Source organism: Streptomyces sp. NPDC051636 (genome assembly GCF_044453765.1).
Taxonomy (GTDB): domain Bacteria; phylum Actinomycetota; class Actinomycetes; order Streptomycetales; family Streptomycetaceae; genus Streptomyces.
Window position 1 is genome coordinate 16895 of the sequence record NZ_JBITDA010000010.1, and the last position, 18453, is coordinate 35347.

Below are 18453 nucleotides of genomic sequence, written 5' to 3' on the forward strand. Positions count from 1 at the left end.
GCGAGTGGGGGTCAGATGAAGTGGATCTGCGCGGTCGAGGCGGTGATGGCGGCTGGGTCGAGTCCGCCCGGAATCTGGGCGACGGCAATCACGCCGTGCCAGAGCAGGGCCGCGCCGGCACGGCTGCCGCTCTGGGTGAAGGGCACGTCGGCGAGGAGGACGCCGGTGAAGGTGGCGCGACCGTCCATGGCGGTGGTGTCCCATGGGCCGTACAGCCCGGTGGCGGTGACACGGCCGAGCGGGATGCCGGCCTTCATGACGTTGCGGGGTTGGCCGAGCGTGGGCAGCGTGTAGTGGGTGCCCTCGGTGAAGAGCGCGGTGTCGAGAGTGATGGTGAGCGGGGTGTCGAGTCCGTGGCGTGAGGCCAGCCAGGGTCGGTCTGCGGTGGCGGCCTCGGAGTAGGTGATCGGCTGGAGATCCACGCCGGGTGCCTCCGGGTCGGGCGTCTCGGGGGAGGCGTACGGTCACCGGGTCGTGCCGTCGTCCGCGGAGGTGCAAGGGGCGCGGTCCCCGTGGGCGGCCGCGGGTCAGGAACTCTTGAGGTGACCGCGGCGCCGGGCAATGTCCAGGCCGAGCTGGCCCGGCCTCGCCGGCGTGCCACCTGAGCGAGCAGGGACTCCGGCCGGGCTTCCCGAAGGAGGAGCGGTCGGCGTCTGTGGGGCCGTGGTGCCGAAGAGCTCCGGACGGCGCTGCTTGAGTTCCTCAGCGGCCCGAGTGAGCGCGGCTTCGTCGGCGTCCGACTCGACCTCGCGGGCCATCAGAACCACTGCGTCCTCCAGTTCCGCGCCGGTGGCACCGAGGCCGACCAGCACGGCACGACGGGCGGCGCCCTGCTCCCGGGCGGTGGCGGCTGCCTCCCGTTCCTGGGCCTGGCGCTCGCGCTCCGCCGCGGCCTGCTCTCGCCGCTCGACCTCGGACAGGCGTTCCCGTTCGGCGTCCTTCTGCTGCTGTTCGGCCTGGCGCTGCTGCTGTACATACTCCGTCAGGGCCTTGGCGGATTCGAAACCGAGCTGGCCGAGCAGGTCTCGGACACCGGCGCGACGGCCCTGGTCCTTCTCGCGGGCGAAGCGGCGGGACAGTTCGTCCTGGGGGATGGATGCCATCGTGCCTCCGGTGTCCTCGGTCGTCGGATCGCCGACCGGAGGGTTACCGGGATCGTCGGACGACGCCCCGAGGATCGGGAGGATCGGGCGGCCGTCACGGCGATAGCCGACAGGAGCAAGCGGCAGCAGTGGTCGCGGATGCCGCGTTTGTACGGTCATGGGCAGGCTCCAAGCCCAGACGCCCCCGCGTCGGCGCGGAGCCTAACCCTTTACGCGCTGTCGAGCACACCCACTGTGAGAGAGAGGTCAGGGCACGAGAGTCAGGACGCCCTTGGAACGGCCGGATGACGAGCGCTCGCCACCGCCTTCCATCGACGTCATGGTCAGACCGAAGAGCATCTTGTTCATCTCTTCCACCGTGACACCCAGCTCATCGGCGACGTCAGCGGGGCGAACGCCCCTCGACCTCAGACCCCGGAACACCTTCGTCAGAACTTGAGACGTCTCCCGCTTCTTGACGCCCTGCGGTTCGTCCGTCTTGTACCCGCGGGCACTGAGCTCCGCGCATGTCGAGCGGTACTGCCAGTCCGTCAGCAGCCCCATGTCATGCATTCGGTATGTCAGTGCCATGGCGGACACCTTCCAGATCCGCTTGCCCTGGAGGATCTGGTCGACACGGGCCCCGGCAGGCATATGGCCGAGCACGCTGGCCGCCGGCATCAGAAAGGCACTCGCGAACTCGTTTGCCTGGCGTTCGGCCTCCGGCCCAGTGCAGCCGCGCTCGCCGCTGCCGTGCATCACCAGGTGTCCCAGCTCGTGCGCCGCGTCGAACCTGCTGCGCTCGACCGTCTTCATGATGTTCAGGAAGACGAACGGCACGCTGCCCCGCCACACGGCGAAGGCGTCCACCTCCAGCGAGTCCGGCGGCAGTGAGAACACCCGGATTCCATGGGCCTCCAGCAGGTGGACCATGTTGGGAGCCGGGGCGTTACCGAGCCCCCACCGCGTGCGGACCATCTCCGCGGCCGTCTCAGGGTCGGGCTTGCCGAGCGACGGGACGTCCGGCTCGGGCAGACGGAACCGTCCGTCGATCCAGTCGTACAACTGGGCGGCGAGTGTGCCGGCGGCCCTGGCAGCGTCCAGGACCCGGGGAGGCGTCTTGGTCCGGGCGCGCCAGGAGATGCCCTCTGCGGGGAGCTCGTCGATCTCGGGGCCGCTGAAGAACCGATCAGGGAAGTCGAGTGACTCGGCGATCCGCCGGACAGTGGGTGGGCGGGGCGTGGTCCGTCCTGTCTCGTAGTTCGACAGACTCTGCAGGGATACCCCGGCCCGCTGGGAGAGCTCCGCGAGGGTCAGTCCCCGGCGCTTCCGGGCCAGCGTGATGCGTGATGGGGTCACCATGGTGGACTGCCTCGTCTTGTCGGTGGTGCAGGGTGCGGCACTGGCAGAACAGTGCCGCACCAGGACGTACGATCAGCGGAACGGCACCGGGATGTCGATCTCGCCGTCCCCATCTTCGTACGGCGGTTCGATTCCGTCCATTTCAAGGACCGGAAGCGGGATGCGCCGCTTCCACTTGGTGACGTAACCGCCCTCGACCTCACCCGGCAGCGAGAGCTCGCTGTGAATGCGAACCTTGTCGCCGTCCTCGACGCGATACGACACGAGGAACCAGATCTGGAGCTGGGACGACTCCTCGGCGCTCAAGACGGTCTCGTCGCGCCGCGTCGGGGGCGGGAAGAGCGCCAGCTGGGCGTTGGCCTCGGCAGCCCGCTCCGTGGCCGCGCCACGCCGGTGCAGGTTCCTCGGGTGAAGGGTGCGCTCGCCCGTCGCCGCATCTCCAACCATGACGCCAATCGCGACGGTCTTGTCGGAGTTGCAGACGAGCTCCAGGTGGTCGTGCAGAAGCCGCTTCCAGCCCTCGTGCTGGATGTGCATCTCACGAATGATCCGGACGTGCTCCTGGTACGCCCGGGTGCCGGCGGTGTTGGCCGGGTGGTTCGGCGTCGCGGAACGACGAGCGATCTCGCCAGCCCGCAAGGCCGGGTGCAGATACTCCAGCTTGGTGCCGAGGGCGGCAAGCTGCGCGTGGTGGTCGTCGGGACCAGGCGCAGCGATGGAAAGGGCGGCCATTCAACCTCCGGGTTCAGCAGACATGATCTTATAAGAACGGTACCGCAAGTGCGGTGCCGTTTTTATAAACGCCACGCCAGTGTCAGCCGTTACACCTCGAGTTCACACCGTTGTAGCGGGGGGCCTTCGCAGACGCTCCACCTCAAGCGTCGCGTTCTTGATCGGAAAACCGGCCTCAACGAGCAGCCGCACTGCGGTCTCCAGCGATAGAACGCCAGCCTGGACACCACGGGCCGCAAGGTCCAGGGCAGTTGCCTGGTCGGTGGGCAGGTACGCCCCGAAGGCGATCGTGGCGCGCGGATTGTCGCCGGGAGGTAGTACGCCGCCGAGCTGATACAGCCGCTGGACCATCTTCAGGAGCAAGGGGTACTTGGCTTCCCGTGCCAGGCGCATCGAGCGCACCATTGCGTCCAGTGGTCCGAAGCTGAGTTGCAGCGCGTACCCGGATGGCACCTCCGAGGGGCTGACGGTGCCCAGCACACTTGCGGGCAGCCGTGTCACGACGGACAGTCGGTCGCGCAGCGCCCCAACGTACGCTCGGAGTTCGGCGAGCTGGGCAGAGGTGTCGACGGTGGTGAGCTGTCCGTTGTCGCCGAGCGGCCACACCATTCCCGGCTCGACCTCAACGGGCAGGGGATTGCCGGTCCTGCGATCCACTGGGAGTCGGGCCCCGGACAGGCCGATGATCGGCGAACCAGTGGTCGCCGAGGCCCGCTGGCTATCGGTGTCGGCCGCTGCAAGGTCGTCGAGGAGCTGTGCGACAGACAGGAGGCTCGACTGGCCGTAGTGCTCAGCGCCGTTGACCGTGTTGGGAACATGTACGAGCGGAATGAAGTCCAGCTGCAGGTCGAGCCGGTTGAGGACCTCGCCGTCCGCGTTGCTGCGGAAGCGGGCTCGCGCAGGGGAGAGGGCGTCGATGTCGTCGGCTCTGTCCACCTGGTCGAGTTCCCATTCGGCGTCGGTGAGGTAGCAGGTGATGTTGCTCGGCTGAGGGGACCACGGGTAGAGGCGCCGACCACCGTCTTCGATAGGACCAAGTTCATACGTCACTCGCCGGAGCGTTCCCTTCCGCCCAGTGCTGGGATCCGCGGGGACCTCCCAGGCCAGGTGGACGCGGGCTGGGTAGGCATCCGCGTCCAGCGCGCCTTCGGGCAGGATGGGGAAGTAGAAGCCCGGATCGAACGTCCTCAGGACCGGACGGCTTTTCGCCCGAGACCAGGCGAGCAGGTAAATGGTGTCGCCTAGCAGGACAGCGGTGCGTTCGGCGTGCTGCATCCGCATCCGTAGGTGCTCCGTCTGAGCCCAGTCCCGTAGCAGGGCCTCTCGCTCCCTGACTGCGGTGCCGTCCACGGAGCCCTCGATAACGATCTGCTGGGTCTCGCCGAGAAGATGGCTGAGCGTCTGATCGACGATCAGAGAGGCGTCACCGTACTCGCGTCGGTCGTCACCGTCCGCACCGAGAAGAGCGGCAGCCTGATTGGTGTCGTACGCCGCGAGAGCGGTGTACGCCGCAAGTCGGCGCCGATCTGCCTCCGGCACCCATGAGGGAGCCGCGTGGCCAGGTGGCGCCGTTGGTCGGCCGTCAGCTGCTGCTTGGAACGCTGGCTTGTAGGACAGCGCGCCCCACGCATCAATGATCAAGCTACGCCACCCACGCATGCCCGCCTCCTATCAGTCTCTGGAAAAGCGGCGAAGCCTAACCAGGTGGGAGGTTGGGGGGCGCCACGGGAGGCCCGCCTTCAACGCAGCCAGGGGTGGGACTACACGGTGCTGCTCTGGAACGCCGGAGCAGCACCGTGAGTTGAGCGGCCCTCGCGGCAACGCGGCCGGCTCTTTGCTCCCGAATCCATGGGTGGAGTCCGCAGCGACCCGGGGTATCCATGAGCGCTCGGATGAGCCACTCCTGGTGATAGTGGCCATCGTTCGACGACGCCGAAGCCGCGGTCAACTGCTCTGGGGACAAAACTGAGATGATCGCTCCACTGCACCCACGCTGACCTGCGGCGGAGCCCCCCAGGTTTTTTGTCCCCAGATCGGGACGTCGGTGCAACAAAACGGGCCCGGTGAGGCCAGCGATTGGCCTTGGCGCTTGGGCACCTGTCACTATCGATCCCTGCGTACGGGTGGCGTCGGCAACCGCCCCCGTAACGCGTGTAGTTGGAGTCCGCAGCAGACAATGTGAAGGGGATATCCCTTGAGTCGCAAGCCGCAGCACGCACACTGCGCCGAGCCCGAGATTCGCCCCCTGACGTACCCGGAAGTGACCCTCATCATCGTGGTCATCGTCTTGGCGGTCGTTCTTTCGCTGTCCGGGATGCCCACGTTGGGGGTGCTCGTTCTCCTGGGAGAGGCGTGCTCCTTGGGTGTCCGTCTCGTACGTCGCATGCGGCGTACGTGGCTGGTTCTCCCGGGAACCGCCCGTAACTAGCGATGGGGCGTCGAGAGAACCTGATCGACACGCCCAACAAGTCCCTGGCACTCCTGGCGTCGTGGCTTCGGACTACGCGCCGGGAGGCCGGCATCACCTACTCGCAATTGGCCCAACGCACCCCATTCAGCGCGGCAACGCTGGCTCGGGCCGCCTCCGGACAGTCCGTGCCGAAACTGGAGGTGGTGGTTGCCTTCGCTGAGGGGTGCGGGGGTGATGTCAGTACAGCCGAGTACTTCTGGACAAGGGCTTTCCGTGATCGGGTTCAGGTGAGTGATGGTCGTCGTCAAACCCGCACCGTGCACATATCCTTCGTACGGGACTTTTCAGAGCTTCACGAGGCAATGCTGTACCTGTATCGAAGGGAAGGCGCCCCCTCCTACCGAGAATTGGATAGTCGTGCACGCAGCCGCGGTGAGCGGATTCCTCGTTCAACACTCGGCAGGTTCTTGAACCGCGCCAATGTTCCGAGTCGGGGGTTCGTTATCGCGTTCTCCCGAGCATGCGGAGTTCCGGACGGTGAGGTCGAGATGTGGGGGCAGGCATGGGATCGTGCCAAACTTCCGCGGCGAGCGAGACCAAGAATCATCGGCGTGGATGGCGGTGGGTAGCTACCTTCTGCCGTCCAGCCTGCTGTCGGCCGCCCTGAGAGGTGGTCCCAAGCCTGTAGCGTCTAGGAACAGCTCGGTGAGTGCCCAGACGCAGGAGTCGAGCAGGTCCGGAGACTTCTCCTCGGCTTCGGACGCGCCGACGTACGTCGTCATCTGCTCCTCCAGCACCGCGAACGTGCGCGGCGACCCCGCGTGGCTGATGCGGGACTGTTCGTACAGCATCGCCACCGGTGCCGCGCGGGCGCGCTTGCCGCGCGTGGCGTGGACGACGCGGCACGGGACGGTCGGGTCGACCTCGGCGAGGAGGGCGGGGAGGTAGTCGCCGCCGTTGTTGGCCTCGATGACCACGCAGTCGGCCTGGTGCTCGTGGTATAGAGCCGCGGCGCGGCGCATCGCGGCCGTGGGGGTGTGGCGGTCCTGCTCCGCACGGAGGACGTAGCCGCGGGGGCGGCGGTCGCCGTACATCTGTTCCAGCGGGTAGGAGCGGCCGGCCACGGTGAAGGCGGTCAGGTCGGCGGTGTCTGTGGTCGTGACTGCCGGGTCCACGGCGACGACCAGGCGGTCCAGAGGCGGGACCGCGGTGCGCGCGATGCGGAAGCCCTCCACCTCGAACATCCACTGCTTCCACAGTGCGCCCTCGACGTCTTCGAGGAGCACGCCGTCGAGTTCCTGTCGTCCCAGACGCGTGCCGCCGTACTCGGAGTCGAGCTCAGCGAGTGCGGCGGGGGAGAGGTTGGCACGATTATCCTCCGTGCGGCCGGTCGTCAGGACCACGGTGGAGCCGGTGCGCCGGCCACGTTCCACCAGGCGCTTGACGTGGGGGAGCGGCTTGGGCGTGGTGGAGATGACGACCTGCGGGCTCGGTGCCTCGCGCAGGCAGAACCACAGCATGTCGTACACCGACTGGGCGGTGTGGCGGTTCCAGGCGGCGTACTCGTCCAGCCAGCCCTTGTCGAAGGCGAAGCCGCGCAGGTTGTCCGGTGTCTCGGCGCCGAAGCCGTAGATCGCCGAGCCGTTCTTCAGGCGGAGCGTGGTCAGGCCGTTGCCGGGGCTGTAGCGGCGGATGTCCTCGGGCGCGATGACCGCCAGGAGGCCGGACTTGGGAGACTCGAAGCAGATCTCCTTGACCAGGGTGGCGTTCTTCGCGACCACCGCGATCATCGTTCCCGGAGCGGCTGCCCACTCCCGTACGGCCTCTGCCGCGGACTTCGTCTTGCCCCAGCCTCGACCGGTCAGCATCATCCAAGCCGCCCAGTCGCCCTCGGGCAGGCGCTGGGTGGCGCGGGCGTGGTGGTGCAGCCAGCCGGCATGTGGCAGGCCGTCGCAGTCGGGGCGGTCGCAGGCCCAACGGCGCGCCGAGACCGCGTCCGCTTCGATCAGTGCTGTGATCTCGGCGTGCATTTCGGCGTCGGACATACCGGCCGGGTCCGGCAGCGCGGCCAACGGGTCAGTAGTCACGACGGCTTACCACCGAGGGTTCCGATGCGGGCTTCGAGCTCGCGGCGCAGCTGTTCCATGCGGGCGCGGCGCTCCTCGTCCGTCAGCCCGGACACATCCGTCGTCTCCACGCGTGCGGAGCCTGCGGCGGCCTCGGCCAGGTCCATGCCGTACGCCTGACGCTCGATGCGGACCGTGACCTCCAACCAGCGGATCACGTCCGACGGGCTGAGGCGCGAGGGGTCGAGCTGCTGGAGCTGGGCGACGATCTTCGATTGGGCAGCGGAGGCGAGGCGGGCGTGCCGGCGCGCGACCTCTCGAGCGGCCTGGTGCTGCTCGGCACGCCAGAGCCGGTCCTGTTCCCGGTCCCACGCCTCGGCGCGCAACACCCAGCGGTGAGCCGTCGACCAGCGCTCGATGAGAGTCCGGGACTTCGCCAGCCGCGCCGCGACCTTGCCGATGCTGCGGGACAGCCCGAGGTCGCGGTAGCAGGCAAACGCCTCCCACGCGGCGGCCGATTCGCCCGGCTGCCGCTCCCATGCCTCGGCGCTGTCCGCCATCCGCTCGGTGCTCTCCTGCCGTAGTCCGCTTGTCCTCCCGCTCCCTCTCTGCGCAGGGACGCTTCAGCTCAGCTCGCCGCGCTGCGCAGGCGCGGGTCGAGCAGGCCGAGGTGTTCCAGGAGTTGGTGGCAGTCGGCGCGTCGCTGGGCACGGCCCCGGCCGGTGGCGCGCGCGGCGACCTGGAGGGCGGCCTTGCGGCGTACGGAGTCGGGCAGCGGCGTCACGGAGACCGTGCGCTCCCACGACGAGGAGTCCTTTGCCAGGTTCACCGCGTGCTCCCTTCATGTACGTCGTCGGGCTCCAGCTCGCCGTCGAGGAGGCGGACGAGCTGGTCAGCAAGGCGGAACGGTTCGTCCGCGAGGTGCTCGGTCAGCGCGCGGGCCACGCCGGCGGCGGTGCGGTGGACAGTGGTCAGGTGGTCGATCTCGGCGTGGAGCCGGTTCAGCTTGTCGGCGTACGAGCCGCTCATGACGTGGACCTCCGGAAGTTCTGCGGAAGGCTGGCGCGCTGTCGGGCAGGGCCGAGGACGCGCAACACGGTGGGCAGATCGCGAGGTCGCCATATGGCGACCTCGAACCCGCTGTCGGCCAGATGGGACAGCCACACGCGTTGCGCCGGGCGGATCCGCCCGGTGTCGGTCTTGAACTCGATGAAGAGCGTGCGGCGTTGGCCAAGGTGCCCGAAGACCTCATCCGGCCAGCCAGGATCGGAACGGCGGGAGTCCGCCGTGTGGTATTGGAGCCGCCAGCCGTAGCGGGCGGCGATCTCGCGGACCTGGTGGCGCCACTGCTCCTCACCCGCCCCAGCGGCCCGCTCCACTGAGTCTGTGGCCACCGGGAAGCGCTCGGCTTCCAACCGGTCTAGCGGGCCGTACCGCTCGGCGAGCAGCTTGCGGTACACCTCCTGGTTTCCCTTCCAAACGGTGTTCACTGCGCACCGTCCCGCAGCCGGTAGCGGGGATGGCTCACGCCGCACCTGCCAGATAGTCGGCAGCCCACAGCTCCAGGGCTCGCCACCGCTGCCCGCCCTCGATGTCGCCGTCCCGCTCCATGCGGTCGATGGCTCGCTGGACGACGGCCGCGGCGTCGGCCGGCATGGTGCGGGTGGCGAGTACCGTTTCGATCGGGGCGGTGCCCTTGCGACTGGCGGTCTCCTCGTCCGGGTCGTACCAGCCGTCGGCGAGCTCGCCGAGGTGCCGCTCCACGATCGCGAGGATGATCGCGAACGCAGCGGCGATGTTGCCGATGTTGTGCGCGCCCTTCGTCGTGTCGAGGGTGTCCAGCACGCTCTCGTACTGCTCGATACGCGCGAGCCAGCGGGCGTCGGCGGAGGCCGCCTTGCGGGCGGCCTCCAGGGCCTTCTCCGCTGCCTCCTTCTCGTCGGGTAGAAACACGATCTGCACGGTCGCGAAGTCGAGGTTCGCCTCCGCGAGGCCGGGCACGGTTACCTCGTCGAGGAGGTCGAGGGTCTTGTCGTCCAGGCCGGAGTACAGGCGCATGGAGACGTCCTCCAGCTCCTCGTACAGGGCCTTGAGCGTGGCCGGATCGTCCTCGCCGGTGATCGCGTTGTGGGCAAGCTGCAGCGCGATCTGCCGCTGCCGGGGGAGCGGTTCGACGATCTCCATCCACCAGATCCGCTCCAAACCGGCCTCGATCGCGGCCTTCGTGCGGTGGTTGCCCGATAGGACGATGCGCCGGCCGGTCTCCGCGTCGTTCCACACCAGTGGTGTCGAGGTCAGTGCCCCGTCGTCCCGGATGTTGGCGACCAGGCGCTGGAACTGCTCGTGTCGCATGAAGCGCGCGTTGATGTCGAGCAGCGTCAGCTCGCGCGGGTCGCCCTCGACCATGCGGGGCTTGAGCGGCTGCGGGGTCACTTGGCCGTCTCCTCCTTCTTCGGTTCCTTGAGGCCCTGTGCTTGTCCGTGCTTGTTCCTCCACTGCGCGAACCCTTCGGCCAGCGACCAGCGGCCCAGCTCGGAGCCGTAGTCGAGCTGGTAGCGGTAGGCGGGATCGGTGGAGTCCTTGCGCGAGTTCAGGTACAGCAGACCGCGGTACTTCATCGACACCGGCCGCTGCGTGAACGCCGTCGTGTTCAGCCGGGTCAGGCGGGTGTTCATGGTGCGCTGCGCCAGGAACTGCGCCTCGGTCGACAGCGCCGCGTACAGCACGAGCTTCGCCAGCCGCCCGTACGACGTCGGCGCCACCGGGAAGTCAGAGAGCAGGTACACGTTGTGCGGGTCGTACTTTGGCGTCGAGAACGCGAACGCGCCCACCACGACCCCGTCCACCAGGACCGCGAGCGCCATCGTCGGCGTGCCGGGGCGGATGTTGAGGTTCATATACTGCGAGCGCAGGGTCGCGAACTGCCCCATCGACAGCGGCGCCAGCGACAGGGCCTCGCCCAGCTTCTGGCCCGGTACGAGCCGCGGGGCACGTACCGGTTCCAGTCGCTGGTTGGGCCGTACGATCCGCGAGCGCGGCACCGACGAGTACACGTTGATGGGCAGCCCGCGGTTGGCCGTCTGCACCTGACCGCGCAGATGCTCGGCCAGGTCCTCGACGTCGAAGTGGAGCCCGAGCACCCAGTGCGGCCGGTCGGTGATGCGCTCGATCAGGGTCTGCTTCGCCGCGTCGTCCAGTGTCGGATACTCCGGCGCCGGCCACTGAAGGTGCTTGTCCAGGGCGGTGAACTGACCCTCGTAGTCCCCGGCGTAGAAGGGCGGGAAGGCGATGACCGGGGCATCATCCGGGACCTGTTCGGCGAGCCACTGGTTCACGTCCAACGGCGCGTACGAGGCCAGCCGCAGCGGCAGGGCCTCGAGCTTTGTGACCGTCTTCGCGTGCAGCTCAGGGAACTGCTGCCGGTAGGCGGCCAGCATCCGCCCGTAGTACGGGTGCTCCCGGCGTCCGAGCCACTGGAAGAAGCGGGAGCCGAGCAGCACCACCGCGAGTGTTCCGGCCCGGCCGTCCATGTACGAGGCCAGCCAGTCGAGTTCGTCGGCCGACTCCGGACGGATTGAGATGGGGAGCTCCTGCCCGGCGAGGTACCAGCCGATGGCCGACGAGTACAGCTGCACGTCGCAGCCGTGCAGCCGGAACCCGGAGTCGTGCAGGACTCGTTCGATGGTGAAGTTGCCCGAGCAGCCGACGTAGATGTCCTCGGCACGACCCCGCCAGGTGGCGGCGTGCTCGTGGATGATCGCGCGGAGGTCCGCGGGGATCGAGCCGTGGAACAACGCTGCCTCCCCTGCGCGGATCTGGTTGAGAAGGACGCGGGCCCGGAGGGGCAGGGGGCTGGTCCTGCCGTGCCGGGCCGCCGGGGAACCAGGAGGCGCGGGGGACGCCTGGAGGGGGTGGTTCCTTGGCTGGTCGGCTCCGCACCACGTGTGCCTGTGCGGACGCGTCCTCGAGCGCCAGGCCCGAGTCGAACGGGCTTCTCCCCACGGGGGGTGGGGCGTGCTGCCAGATGCACTACCGGCGCGTGGCGGGCCGATCGGGGAAGATCACCCGCCAACAATCGAACCGTATCAGACGAAGTATTGTCACAACACATGTGGCGGGTGCGATGCCGCACCCGCCACATGAAATGGGGGGCCGTGCCGCCGGACGACGGCCCGTTACCGCTCCGGCTGGAGGAGGTCCAGGAGGCTCATCGTCCCGATCGGGCACTCCTCCGGAAGCCTCGGCTTCGGCTTCGCCCGACCCGGCCCGGGCTCGAACAATTCCATCTGGCCCGGCGGCGCCGGCTTCGGCCGCAGCGGAGCCTCGAAGTCCTCCCGCGTCATCTCCGCCCAGTTGGGCCTTCGCTTCTCGTTCACAGCAGCGTCCCCTGCTCGTACCCGGGCCCAAGCGGCCCGAGCTCCCTCACCTTTGCTCCGGTCTTCTCCTGCCACCACGCCGCGAACATCCGCCGGTGACACCACTGCTCCGGCTTCGACAGGTCCTCGAAGCACAGCAGCACCAGCCGCAGATCTCCGGCAGAGACCGCGATCTCCTGGAACCGCGACGCGAAGAAGTCCACCCCGTGCCGGTCCAGTTGGGTCATGTACGCCGACTCGTACACCGGCCGCGCCGCCCCGAAGTACTCGCGGCTCGGCGCGGCCTCCCGCACCTGGTGCTCCAGCGCGTACGGCAGCGTCCACCGCGGCGCGCCCAGGGTGATGCGCACCGGCACGCCCATCGACGGCTCGAAGCCCTGGTACCTGTGCGTGAACAGCTCGAACACGTTCCTCCCTCACGCCAGTTCCGTGGCACCGCAGAGCGGGCAGTACGGGTCCGGCCTCTCCTCGTGGCCCTCGTCGCTGTGGGTGTTCTCCCACCCGGCCAGCTCGTAGCAGCCGTCGCACAACTGCACACCGAGCGCGTCCCTCGAGACGCTGCCGGAGCCGAACACGAGGCGCCCCTCGCTGTCCACCGCCACCGTGCTTCCGACCACCCCGCGCACCGGGACCACCTGCAGCCGCTGGCCGCACACGCGGCACGGGATCTCCGCGGCCAGCGCGGCTGCCAGCCACTGGCACTCGGGAGCCACGACCCCGCTGGCCAGGAGGCGCACGGCTTCCTCCGGCTTCAGGATGCCGCTCTCGCTGATGACGACTTTCACTCTTACCTGCCTTTCCTGCGCGTCTCGAGGAGACATCGACACGAGCCGACGGCCGACCGGTGCCGCTGGCCGGCCGCCGGAGCGGTTCCCTACCAGGACTGCTTCTCCTTGTGGGTCCAATAGTCGCGAAACATGCCTGGCATTCCGCCAATAACATTCTATCGTCGATTGCTTTGCTCGTCAATATTGTTTTATCGTTGGGGCGCCGTGCGTCGCCCCACTCGCACCCCACAACCACCCCATCCCGCATGCGCTGGCGAACCCCTCCCTGACGCGAAACAGCCGGCACCCGTCCCCGGGTCCCGGCTGTCCGCACGTGCTCGATCGGGCGCTCAGGCCGCGACTTCGAGCTCCATCTCCGAGGGCTCCTCGGCGGCCGCCTCGGCCATCTCGGACTCGCTCGGCTCCTCCTCGCCCTCGATGTCCTCCTCGGACTCGACCTCCAGCTCTGGGCGCACCGTCAGCTGCTTCGCCTCGGACATCGCCTTCGCCTTGCGCAGCTTCTTCACCGCCTCGGCCGCCGCCTTCCGCACTCGCTCCACCGCGTCCAGGTGCTTGCCGACCTCGCCCTGGAACAGCTCGGCCAGCTCCGTCGGGGTCAGCTTCGCCAGCTCTTCGAGGAGGGTCCCAGCCCGCTCGACCTGGTCCACCTTGCCCTTGGCCTGCTTGCGCTCCTTGGCCTTGTCCTCCTTCTCCTTCTCCGACAGTTCCTTCTCGGAGAAGAAGCCCTCCTGGTTCTCCTTCATCCGCAGGGCCTGCGCGAAGGTGGAGGCGTCGGTCTCCGTCTTGAAGTCGCCCTTCATGTACCGGGTGACGGCCACCTTCTGGTTCGCCGGCGAGAGCTTCGACAGGTACCAGGCGAAGTCCGCCTTGATCTTGCCCGCGGCGACCAGCTCCGCGATGTCCGTGGTGAGGTTCAGCAGGTCCATGCGCCACTTCACGTAGTCGGTGGTCTTGCCGAACATCTCCGCGATGCGCTCCGCCTTGTACCCGGACCCGACCAAGTCCGCGTACGCCTGCGCCTCCTCCATCAGCGTCATGTCCGCGCGGCCGATGTTCTCGGAGATGCCCATGATGAAGGCGTTCTCGTCGTCGACGCTCGAGACGACCTTGGCCTCGATGGTGGTGGCGTCCTCCACCAGATGCATAGCCCGCCACCGGCGCTCGCCCATCACGATCTGGAACTTGTCGCCGGCCGGGCGGACCACGATCGGCTGGAGCTGGCCGACCGAGCGGAACTGGGCTGCCAGCTCCTCCAGCTTGGCCTCGTCGAAGAACTTGCGGGGCTGGTCCGGGTTGGGCTCGATCTCCGTGAGCGGGATCGCGATGACCTTGATGTTCGTCTCGGTGACGCTCATGTCGCTGACTCCTCGCACTCTTGGTCTCGCAGGATGGGTTCCTGTGAGGTGATGACTAAATACTATGGTCAATCGATCTTGACCGTCAAGTGTTGTTTCCCTTTTGTATTGCCGGGAATGCTTGGCGCTCGGCGAGGCTTGAAGCAAGCGAGCCCCGGCCACCGTGATGGGTGACCGGGGCTCTCAGATAAAGGAGCTTGCTTGGGCGGTTCTACTCTTCCTCGACACATGTTGACCCCAAATCTTCGGGGGTTGAACTCGACATCCGCCCCCCAGAGAACCTTGAGGATCTCCTCGTCGAGCCAGCCGCCCTCGTCCGGCGGATCGGCGTCCGTCGTCCGGTCCATCTTGCGCCCGCCGGTCCGTCTGCCCGCCTGCGACGAGTCGCGCCGGTTCATGCTCCTCCCCTTGAGCCATGGCGCAGGCGTCCTCCCGCTGCACCCCCGGTTCGCTCTCCGTGGGGCGCCGTCAAGGCGCGCGCCACGAGCGGTGACGAGACGTTCCACAGAGAGCGAGATCGTCAGCGTATGCCGGTTACTCGTCAGTCGCAAACAAATGTCCGAGCGGAGACTGTCTGATCCGACAGCTCCAACCTCTATGATCCAGGCGACCGTTGCCGATGTCACCGCCAGAAGATCTCGAAGCGTGCCTCGTCGAACTTCCGCGAGCCGCGCACGGTGGCCGGTCCCACGCGCACCTCACGCACGACGAGCTGAACCAGGTTCCGGCGCTGCTCGCGTCCAGCGGTCTCGTTCCACCAGGTCTCGACTCCCTCGGGGGTCAACTCCGGCAGCTCCTCGAGGGCCTTCCCCCGGCGTGCGGCCGCCATCGCCTCGGTGCGCCGTTTCTCTAGGGCGGCCTTCGCTGCTTTGAACTCGGTGAGGGTCATGTCCCGCGCCCCGTACGCGGCTGCCAACTCCTCCTTGTGTCCAGCCAGTTCCTTGAGGAATCTCTCCGCCTCTCGGGCCTCCGCGGTAAACCGGTCGCGGATCGCGGTCAGGCGCTTGAGCCGTGCCGGACTCGCCAGGTGGGCGACGGCGCGCTCTCCGACATACTCGTCCAGTGGCTCGGCGGAGATCCGCACCTTCCCGCAGCCCTCGGTCTCGCAGACGTATCCTCGCCCGCCGTTCGCTGTAGACCGGGATACCAGCGGCTGCCTGCACAGACCGCAGGTCGCCGGTCCGCCCGACAGGTAGTGGACGTGCTTCGGCTTCGTCCCCTGGCCCTTCCGGTTCTCGCTGAACAGCTCCTGCAGGGCGTCGAAGGTCTCACGATCGATCAGAGGCTCGGCCGGGCCTCGGACCAACTCCCCTTCGGCGTTCTCCCTGAGGCCGGCGATCGCCGGGTTCTGCAATCGGCGCCGTAGCGTTGTCGGCGCCCATGGTCGTCCGGAGACCGTTGGTCCTGCGTTCTCCGTCATCCACTCCGCGGTCTCCGCGAGCGTCTTCTTCTCCTCAAGGAGACGCTTGGCTGCCGCCGCCAAGTGGGCAGCCTCATCAGGGACGGCGGTCACTCCGTCCGTTTCGTGGCCGTATGCCCTCATACTCTCTCCAGCCCAAAATCCCCCGGTGTAACCCATATGGTATGCCAAGGCGCAGCACTGTCACCCCTACATGTGAAGTGTGCCACCCATGGCATACGTATTGGGTTTCGATCCCGGTGGACCTTACATGTGCGGTCTGGAACTGTGATCCCCAGAACCGCACTCCGCAGTATGCCAACTTGAAGTTGGCCTACAACTACGCGATCTCCTGGCTGAAGAGCGACCGCTCATCCAGAGGCGGGCGAAACCCCGGATGAACCGACCGCAGGGGGTGGCGCCGCCGGTGCTCCAACTCGCCATCGAGACAGCAGTGTCCAGCGTCGGTCACGCCGCCTCCGGGGCGGGCTCAGGCGAGTCAGCAACCAGGCTGCCCGCCAGATCTACCGGGGTGTTCCCTCGGGGAACAGGGCCTCCTTGTGAGGGCGTGGGCGGCGTGCGGAGCTCCTGTTGATGCCAGGAGGAGCTCGCCGCAGCATCCATCACTCGGGGCGCACACCCAGTGCCGCCCACAACTCCGACGTCAGCACCCTGCGCTTGCCCTTGCCGTATGGGTGTACGGGTACCGGGAACTCCCCGGACTTGATCAGCTCGTACGTCGTGTTCCTGCTGAAGCCGAACGCCCTGCCGGCCGTCAGCACGTCGACCGTCACGGGCAGGGCGAGTACCTCGTCCCGCGTCATCGACGCACCACCACCGTGGCGGTCGCAGTGGCCGAATCGTTTCGATCTTGCATGGTCAGACTCTCCTGTTCCGCCCCCGCGCCTCCCAGGAAGTCCCGACAGAGTCTAAGTTTTCCCCAGGCGACCGGACAAGATCTCGCTCAGCGCCAACGAGTGTGATCGCTCACGTCTGCTGCCACACATGTGCCGGCGCCCGTTCGGCCGGTCGCCGAACCGTCAGCCGCGAAGTTTCGTGATCAGATCAGCTCCTGGTCTGCCCTTACTGGCACGCGCGCCAGGCTGCTTGGTTGGATGACAGTTGCTCTGTCTCCACATTTGATCGCGCCTGCGTGGCTGCTCACGTGACACACAGGGAGGGGATGTGTTCAAGGGCTCGGTCTACAGGCGCTGCTCCTGCAAGGTGCCGGTGACCAACGAGGACGGCGAGCCGGTCCTCGACGACAACGGCAGACCGAAGACGCGGGAGCTGGGCTCTGCCTGTCCCGAACTCGGCAGGCGGGATCACGGCAGCTGGTACTACTACGTCGAGCTGCCGCCGGGGCCCAACGGCAAGCGGCGCCGGCCGCGCAAGGGCGGCTTCCTCACCAAAAAGAAGGCTGAGGAGGCGGCGCAGAAGATCTGGGACCAGGCGCAGGACGGTGTCGACGTCCTCTCGGACGAGACCGTCGCACAGTTCCTCCTCCGCTGGTTCAGCAAGAGAGTCGACCTCAAGCGGTCCACCCGGAGCACTTACGAGGACCACATCAACCGGGTCTTCATCCCGCACCTCGGCCACATCAAGATGCGCGACCTACGCACTCGGCACCTCCAGGAGATGTTCGAGCAGATCTGGCGCGACAACGAACAGCACGCCGCCAACCGCGACGCAGCCGAGCTCGCCAAGCTCGAATGCGAAGCTGCCCACCGCGCGTGGAAGCAGGCAGCCAAGCCGCGCCCGCCCGAGCTGCGCCAGCGCTGGAACGAGGCCAAGGAGAAGCTGCGCGAGGCCCGCAGGAAGCCGCGGTACATCACGGGCCCCGGCGTTCAGCTCAAGATGAAGAACGAGCTCAGCGCCGCACTCGACTACGCCAAGAACACCGAGAAGCTCATCAGCCAGAACTGGACCGAAGACCTCGTCCTGCCGAAGTACACCCCGCCCAAGCCGCTCGTATGGACCGACGAGCGCGTCGCCCACTGGCGGGAAACCGGCGAGAAGCCCGGTCCGGTCATGGTCTGGACGGCCGAGCAGACCGGAGCGTTCCTCGACGCGGTGGCAGAGCACCGGCTCTACCCGATGTTCCACCTCATGGTTTTCCGGGGCACACGCCGAGGCGAGTCTTGCGGCCTGCCCTGGCGCGAGACCGACATGACCGCCGGCACCGTCCACATCAGCGAACAGCTCGTCGCGGCCTCGTACGACGTGTGGGAGGACACCCCGAAGAGCGACAGCGGCGCCCGCACCATTCGCCTCGACAGCCAGACCCACCAACTTCTGCTGTTCTGGCGGCGACGCCAGCAGACCGAGCGTGCGGAGTGGGAGAAGAAGCACCGCAAGGAGCCCAAGAAGTACGACCCGTACGTCGACTCCGGCCGCGTCTTCACGTGGGAGGACGGCCGCCCGTACCACCCGGAGTACCTCTCCCAGGTCTTCAACCGGCTCCTCCAGAAACTCGGCCTCCCGCCGATCCGGCTGCACGACCTGCGCCACTGCGCCGCGACGCTGTCCCTCGCGGCCGGCGTCCACATGAAGACCATCCAGGTCCTGCTCGGGCACTCCTCCTACAAGCTCACCGCCGACACGTACACCAGCGTCCTCCCGCAGCTCGAACTCGAGGCCGCCGACGCACCCGTGGCGCTCGTGCCGCGCAAGACGAACCAGCCGGAGGGTTCGGCGGACGATGAGCAACCACAGGGACCGCAGGCGGTGCCAACGGAGGAGCCCGCGGCCTCCGCGCCGCCCGACGCCGAGACTGATCCCGAGCCCGGCTCCAGTACCGACGATCAGGCGCCTGTCCGCCCGCTGATCCGCCCCGTGGAGTCCGGTGAGGCTGTGGCGTAGCAGCAGGCCACGTCCCCGCTG

General features: G+C 67.7%; 21 protein-coding genes. 2 read left to right on the forward strand and 19 right to left on the reverse strand.

Annotation, left to right across the window (positions count from 1 at the left end; genetic code table 11):
* Nucleotides 1-11 precede the first annotated feature (11 nt).
* From ACIBBH_RS19105 to ACIBBH_RS19125, 5 genes are all read right to left on the reverse strand, one after another.
* Nucleotides 12-422, reverse strand: a complete 411-nt coding sequence (locus ACIBBH_RS19105; RefSeq protein WP_399405994.1) for a head decoration protein — start codon at nt 420-422, stop codon at nt 12-14.
* A 105-nt stretch (nt 423-527) separates the two neighbouring features.
* Complete coding sequence (locus tag ACIBBH_RS19110) at nt 528-1103, reverse strand: hypothetical protein (protein ID WP_399405996.1); 576 nt, start codon at nt 1101-1103, stop codon at nt 528-530.
* A gap of 246 nt (nt 1104-1349) precedes the next feature.
* Entirely contained in the window at nt 1350-2444 is a 1095-nt protein-coding gene (locus tag ACIBBH_RS19115; RefSeq protein ID WP_399405998.1) for a helix-turn-helix domain-containing protein, read from the reverse strand.
* Nucleotides 2445-2516: 72 nt separating this feature from the next.
* The gene (locus ACIBBH_RS19120) at nt 2517-3176 is read right to left on the reverse strand and encodes a hypothetical protein (RefSeq protein ID WP_399406000.1); all 660 of its coding nucleotides are present in this window, start codon (nt 3174-3176) and stop codon (nt 2517-2519) included.
* 102 nt (nt 3177-3278) lie between these two features.
* A complete protein-coding gene (locus tag ACIBBH_RS19125; protein ID WP_399406002.1) occupies nt 3279-4835 on the reverse strand; it encodes a hypothetical protein in 1557 nt (518 codons plus the stop codon).
* A 771-nt stretch (nt 4836-5606) separates the two neighbouring features.
* On the opposite strand from ACIBBH_RS19125, the gene ACIBBH_RS19130 reads away from it, so the two are divergent.
* Nucleotides 5607-6215 (forward strand): helix-turn-helix domain-containing protein, encoded by a 609-nt coding sequence (locus ACIBBH_RS19130; RefSeq protein WP_399406004.1) that lies wholly within the window; start codon nt 5607-5609, stop codon nt 6213-6215.
* On the opposite strand, the gene ACIBBH_RS19135 is transcribed toward ACIBBH_RS19130, so the two are convergent.
* The 14 genes from ACIBBH_RS19135 to ACIBBH_RS19200 all read right to left on the reverse strand — a co-directional run bounded on the left by ACIBBH_RS19135 (nt 6216) and on the right by ACIBBH_RS19200 (nt 16394).
* Nucleotides 6216-7673, reverse strand: a complete 1458-nt coding sequence (locus ACIBBH_RS19135) for a terminase large subunit domain-containing protein (protein WP_399406006.1) — start codon at nt 7671-7673, stop codon at nt 6216-6218. It lies immediately after the preceding gene.
* Nucleotides 7670-8212 (reverse strand): hypothetical protein, encoded by a 543-nt coding sequence (locus ACIBBH_RS19140; protein WP_399406008.1) that lies wholly within the window; start codon nt 8210-8212, stop codon nt 7670-7672. Before ACIBBH_RS19140 ends, ACIBBH_RS19135 begins: the two co-directional genes overlap by 4 nt.
* Before the next feature lie 68 nt (nt 8213-8280).
* Nucleotides 8281-8481 carry a hypothetical protein gene (locus tag ACIBBH_RS19145; RefSeq protein WP_399406010.1) on the reverse strand — a complete coding sequence of 67 codons (201 nt, stop codon included), beginning with the start codon at nt 8479-8481 and terminating at the stop codon, nt 8281-8283.
* Complete coding sequence (locus ACIBBH_RS19150) at nt 8478-8681, reverse strand: hypothetical protein (protein ID WP_399406012.1); 204 nt, start codon at nt 8679-8681, stop codon at nt 8478-8480. The genes ACIBBH_RS19145 and ACIBBH_RS19150 overlap by 4 nt, the downstream gene beginning before the upstream one ends.
* Nucleotides 8678-9142 carry a VRR-NUC domain-containing protein gene (locus ACIBBH_RS19155; protein WP_399406014.1) on the reverse strand — a complete coding sequence of 155 codons (465 nt, stop codon included), beginning with the start codon at nt 9140-9142 and terminating at the stop codon, nt 8678-8680. The genes ACIBBH_RS19150 and ACIBBH_RS19155 overlap by 4 nt, the downstream gene beginning before the upstream one ends.
* Before the next feature lie 34 nt (nt 9143-9176).
* Nucleotides 9177-10085: a ParB N-terminal domain-containing protein gene (locus tag ACIBBH_RS19160; protein WP_399406016.1), complete on the reverse strand. Its 909-nt coding sequence runs from the start codon at nt 10083-10085 to the stop codon at nt 9177-9179.
* A complete protein-coding gene (locus ACIBBH_RS19165) occupies nt 10082-11446 on the reverse strand; it encodes a hypothetical protein (RefSeq protein WP_399406018.1) in 1365 nt (454 codons plus the stop codon). Before ACIBBH_RS19165 ends, ACIBBH_RS19160 begins: the two co-directional genes overlap by 4 nt.
* 381 nt (nt 11447-11827) lie before the next feature.
* Nucleotides 11828-12028: a hypothetical protein gene (locus tag ACIBBH_RS19170; RefSeq protein WP_399406020.1), complete on the reverse strand. Its 201-nt coding sequence runs from the start codon at nt 12026-12028 to the stop codon at nt 11828-11830.
* Nucleotides 12025-12435, reverse strand: coding sequence for a hypothetical protein (locus ACIBBH_RS19175; protein ID WP_399406022.1), 411 nt, complete (start codon nt 12433-12435; stop codon nt 12025-12027). The genes ACIBBH_RS19170 and ACIBBH_RS19175 overlap by 4 nt, the downstream gene beginning before the upstream one ends.
* A 9-nt stretch (nt 12436-12444) precedes the next feature.
* The gene (locus tag ACIBBH_RS19180) at nt 12445-12813 is read right to left on the reverse strand and encodes a hypothetical protein (protein ID WP_399406024.1); all 369 of its coding nucleotides are present in this window, start codon (nt 12811-12813) and stop codon (nt 12445-12447) included.
* A 332-nt stretch (nt 12814-13145) separates the two neighbouring features.
* Nucleotides 13146-14171, reverse strand: coding sequence for a ParB/RepB/Spo0J family partition protein (locus ACIBBH_RS19185; RefSeq protein WP_399406026.1), 1026 nt, complete (start codon nt 14169-14171; stop codon nt 13146-13148).
* Between the two features lie 68 nt (nt 14172-14239).
* Nucleotides 14240-14569 carry a hypothetical protein gene (locus ACIBBH_RS19190; protein ID WP_399406028.1) on the reverse strand — a complete coding sequence of 110 codons (330 nt, stop codon included), beginning with the start codon at nt 14567-14569 and terminating at the stop codon, nt 14240-14242.
* A 224-nt stretch (nt 14570-14793) separates the two neighbouring features.
* Nucleotides 14794-15750 carry a recombinase family protein gene (locus ACIBBH_RS19195; RefSeq protein WP_399406030.1) on the reverse strand — a complete coding sequence of 319 codons (957 nt, stop codon included), beginning with the start codon at nt 15748-15750 and terminating at the stop codon, nt 14794-14796.
* 443 nt (nt 15751-16193) lie between these two features.
* Complete coding sequence (locus tag ACIBBH_RS19200; RefSeq protein WP_399406032.1) at nt 16194-16394, reverse strand: helix-turn-helix transcriptional regulator; 201 nt, start codon at nt 16392-16394, stop codon at nt 16194-16196.
* A 361-nt stretch (nt 16395-16755) separates the two neighbouring features.
* On the opposite strand from ACIBBH_RS19200, the gene ACIBBH_RS19205 reads away from it, so the two are divergent.
* Nucleotides 16756-18432, forward strand: coding sequence for a tyrosine-type recombinase/integrase (locus ACIBBH_RS19205; protein ID WP_399406034.1), 1677 nt, complete (start codon nt 16756-16758; stop codon nt 18430-18432).
* Nucleotides 18433-18453 lie beyond the last annotated feature (21 nt).

What these genes read in the sequence shown, in the direction of transcription:
- ACIBBH_RS19110 (WP_399405996.1), bottom strand. Translation starts at nt 1,103, where the DNA reads ATGGCATCCATCCCCCAGGACGAACTGTCCCGCCGCTTCGCCCGCGAG.
- ACIBBH_RS19115 (WP_399405998.1), bottom strand. Translation starts at nt 2,444, where the DNA reads ATGGTGACCCCATCACGCATCACGCTGGCCCGGAAGCGCCGGGGACTG.
- ACIBBH_RS19120 (WP_399406000.1), bottom strand. Translation starts at nt 3,176, where the DNA reads ATGGCCGCCCTTTCCATCGCTGCGCCTGGTCCCGACGACCACCACGCG.
- ACIBBH_RS19125 (WP_399406002.1), bottom strand. Translation starts at nt 4,835, where the DNA reads ATGCGTGGGTGGCGTAGCTTGATCATTGATGCGTGGGGCGCGCTGTCC.
- ACIBBH_RS19130 (WP_399406004.1), top strand. Translation starts at nt 5,607, where the DNA reads ATGGGGCGTCGAGAGAACCTGATCGACACGCCCAACAAGTCCCTGGCA.
- ACIBBH_RS19140 (WP_399406008.1), bottom strand. Translation starts at nt 8,212, where the DNA reads ATGGCGGACAGCGCCGAGGCATGGGAGCGGCAGCCGGGCGAATCGGCC.
- ACIBBH_RS19150 (WP_399406012.1), bottom strand. Translation starts at nt 8,681, where the DNA reads ATGAGCGGCTCGTACGCCGACAAGCTGAACCGGCTCCACGCCGAGATC.
- ACIBBH_RS19185 (WP_399406026.1), bottom strand. Translation starts at nt 14,171, where the DNA reads ATGAGCGTCACCGAGACGAACATCAAGGTCATCGCGATCCCGCTCACG.
- ACIBBH_RS19190 (WP_399406028.1), bottom strand. Translation starts at nt 14,569, where the DNA reads ATGAACCGGCGCGACTCGTCGCAGGCGGGCAGACGGACCGGCGGGCGC.
- ACIBBH_RS19195 (WP_399406030.1), bottom strand. Translation starts at nt 15,750, where the DNA reads ATGGGTTACACCGGGGGATTTTGGGCTGGAGAGAGTATGAGGGCATAC.
- ACIBBH_RS19200 (WP_399406032.1), bottom strand. Translation starts at nt 16,394, where the DNA reads ATGACGCGGGACGAGGTACTCGCCCTGCCCGTGACGGTCGACGTGCTG.